Source organism: Nostoc sp. 2RC, assembly GCF_014222165.1.
Lineage (GTDB): Bacteria > Cyanobacteriota > Cyanobacteriia > Cyanobacteriales > Nostocaceae > Nostoc > Nostoc linckia.
Genome location: NZ_JACKZU010000587.1, coordinates 1 through 2,973 on the forward strand (window position 1 = coordinate 1; position 2,973 = coordinate 2,973).

Sequence of the window (2,973 nt, forward strand, 5' to 3'; positions counted from 1 at the left end):
AAGGGGGAAAGGTTTGGTATTTTCCCTTTCCCCTTTAACATGATTCCCTTTGACCACAAGAGTCCAAAAAGCAATTGGTTGCAAGAGGTCTAATAATTGTGAGTTTCGACTACACTCAACCCACTGGCTGGGATTCGAGGGTTGAACGTTAATCATGGGCGCACCGTCTGGTAAAAAAGCCCGGTCTTTTGGTACACTGTTTTACCGCAAGTCCTTTAGTTGGAATCAATTGCGATCGCTTTAACCTTAAGGCTTGATGTTATAACCTTAAGGCTTGATGTTATAACCTTAAGGCTTGATGTTGTAACCTTAAGGCTTGATGTTGTAACCTTAAGGCTTGATGTTATAACCTTAAGGCTTGATGTTATAACCTTAAGGCTTGATGTTGTAACCTTAAGAGTCAACGTTGTAACATTGATGACCAAAGTTTCTTGGTGAGTGCAATTATAGTTGTTATATTTATCACTGTTTAACCTAAAATTTTATGGTGATATCTGGATATTTTTAACTAATTCCGATATATTAATAAATTTGCCCCTTGCTTAAAACTCTTTTTCAATATGCCCAAAACTTACACCGTAGAAATTCATCACCAAGGTCAAACTCATACTTTGCAAGTCCCCGAAAATGAAACAATTTTATCAGTGGCCGAAGCTGCGGGTTTAGAATTGCCGGCTTCTTGTCATGCAGGGGTTTGTACAACTTGCGCCGGTCAAATCAGCCAGGGTACTGTAGATCAAGCTGATGGTATGGGTGTGAGTCCAGATTTACAAAAACAAGGTTATGTATTACTTTGTGTTGCTAAACCCCGTTCTGATTTGAAAATTGAGACTGAAAAAGAAGACATTCTTTATCAATTGCAATTTGGCAAGTGACTAATAATTACAGAAGAATTCAGGATTCAGAATTCAGAATTCAGAATTCAGGATTCAGAATTCAGGATTCAGGATTGAGAATTTAAGAGTAAAACAAGCTTTATGGTTGGCTTTAAAACTGAAGTTGCGTACACCATAAAGTTTAGATTTGTAGTGAGTGAACAGTTATCAGTATAGATATTAGACCTGTTGCAAAAATTATTTTTGCACTCTTGTGGTAAAAGGGAAAATAACAAACCTTTCCACCTTTTCCCAACTTCTGCAAAAAGTCTATTGATTTATTGATAGCTGAATGACTGTTCACTCCCATGATTACAAAAACTGGAAAACCATATCAGTATTTGATTGCACCTGATAAGCTATTGTATAAACTAAAAATTAACAGGATTTAGGGCGATGACAACTCATTTTATTACCGCAGAAATTGACTTGCAAGAGACTCCCGCAGAATTACTCAAAACAATTGAAACAGAGTTAAAAAAACAAGGGGAACCCTTACGTTGGGCTGTTACCTCTGTAGATGTTGCCCAGCAAAAGGCTAAAGTTGAAGCGGTTGTGACGACAGTCGAGAGTTAGAGTCGGGCATGGGGCATAGGGCATGTAGCATAAGGTATGGGAAGCAGAGGAAAAAATTCTTAACTCCTAACTCCTAACTTTCAACTCCTAACTTTCAATGCCCAATGCCCAATGCCCAATGCCCATAATTATGCATCCATACACTGCTATTTTAATCGTACCAACTGGTGTTGGGGCTGCTATTGGCGGTTACGCTGGTGATGCTTTGCCTGTTGCTAAAGTTGTAGCACAGGTTTGCGATCGCCTGATTACTCACCCCAATGTCCTCAATGGCGCAAGTTTGTACTGGAATCTCCCCAATGCTTTTTATGTTGAAGGTTTTGGACTCGATAAATTTGCCGCCGGATGTTGGGGTTTGCGTCCAGTGCGGAATAATAAGATAGGTTTACTTTTAGACCAAGGCATTGAGCCAGAGTTACGCCTCAGACATTTGCAAGCAGCAGACGCAGCTAGAGCCACACTAGGATTGACTTTGACAGATTATGTAATTACAGATGCACCATTAAATGTAGAATTACGGACTACTTCATCGGGTGCAAGTTGGGGGACAATTGGTAACCCGGATAGCTTGTTAAGGGCAGGGGAAACACTGATTAAAAAAGCCGGGGCAGAAGCGATCGCAGTTGTCGCCCGTTTCCCAGATGATATGGATGAGGAAGCACTACAAAAATACCGCCAAGGTGAAGGAGTTGATTCCATAGCCGGCGCAGAAGCCGTAATTAGTCATTTACTAGTACGAACCTTTCAAATTCCTTGCGCTCATTCACCTGCTCTCGCTAGCACTCCCCCAGAACCGGACTTATCACCCCGTTCCGCAGCTGAGGAATTGGGTTACACATTTTTACCATGCGTTCTCGTCGGTTTGAGTCGCGCCCCACAATTTATCCAAAGAAAAGCGATAGGATTAAAACAAGATGATATCTGGGCAGATGAAGTAGATGCTGCCATCGTGCCTGCAAACGCCTGTGGTAGTAGCGCCTTACTCAGCCTCAGCCAAACACGATGCCAAATAATTACAGTAGAAGAAAATAAAACTGTTATAAAAGTTCCTCCCCAACCTTTGGGGATCAAAGCCATAGAGGTAAACTCATATTTAGAGGCAGTGGGCATATTAGTGGCACATAAAGCAGGCATCGATCCCTGTATTCTTCGTCCAAAATTATCGTCCTTACAACCACTAGCCATTAGAAGTTAGGAGTTAGGAGTTAGGAGTTAGGAGTTAGGAGTTAGGAGTTAAGAGTTAGGAGTTAAGAGTTAGGAGTTAGAAGGCAATAGGTACAAGTGAAAAGTTCTTTCCCTTATCTCCCCATCCCCCCATACTTCTCTGCGAGAGGCTGCGCCAACGGCTCCGCTCAGTACAAGTCTCCCCATACTTCTCTGCGAGAGGCTGCGCCAACGGCTCCGCTCAGTACAAGTCCCCCCACCCCCAATACTGCTCGGTTAAAGATTTTAAACTGGAATTTGGTTTGGGGAAAAGGTGAGCCAGCGCGGTCTTGGGGGTTTCCCCCATGAGCGACTGGCG

The 2,973-nt window shown here is 42.4% G+C and carries 3 protein-coding genes; all 3 read left to right on the plus strand.

The window, feature by feature from the left end; genetic code table 11:
- Positions 1–560 precede the first annotated feature (560 nt).
- Complete coding sequence (locus tag GNE10_RS33415; RefSeq protein ID WP_185570343.1) at positions 561–875, plus strand: 2Fe-2S iron-sulfur cluster-binding protein; 315 nt, start codon at positions 561–563, stop codon at positions 873–875.
- A gap of 396 nt (positions 876–1,271) precedes the next feature.
- A complete protein-coding gene (locus GNE10_RS33420) occupies positions 1,272–1,451 on the plus strand; it encodes a hypothetical protein (protein ID WP_099072314.1) in 180 nt (59 codons plus the stop codon).
- A gap of 130 nt (positions 1,452–1,581) precedes the next feature.
- On the plus strand, positions 1,582–2,646 hold the full coding sequence (locus GNE10_RS33425; protein WP_185570344.1) for a DUF3326 domain-containing protein: 1,065 nt from the start codon (positions 1,582–1,584) through the stop codon (positions 2,644–2,646).
- The last annotated feature ends 327 nt before the right edge of the window (positions 2,647–2,973 follow it).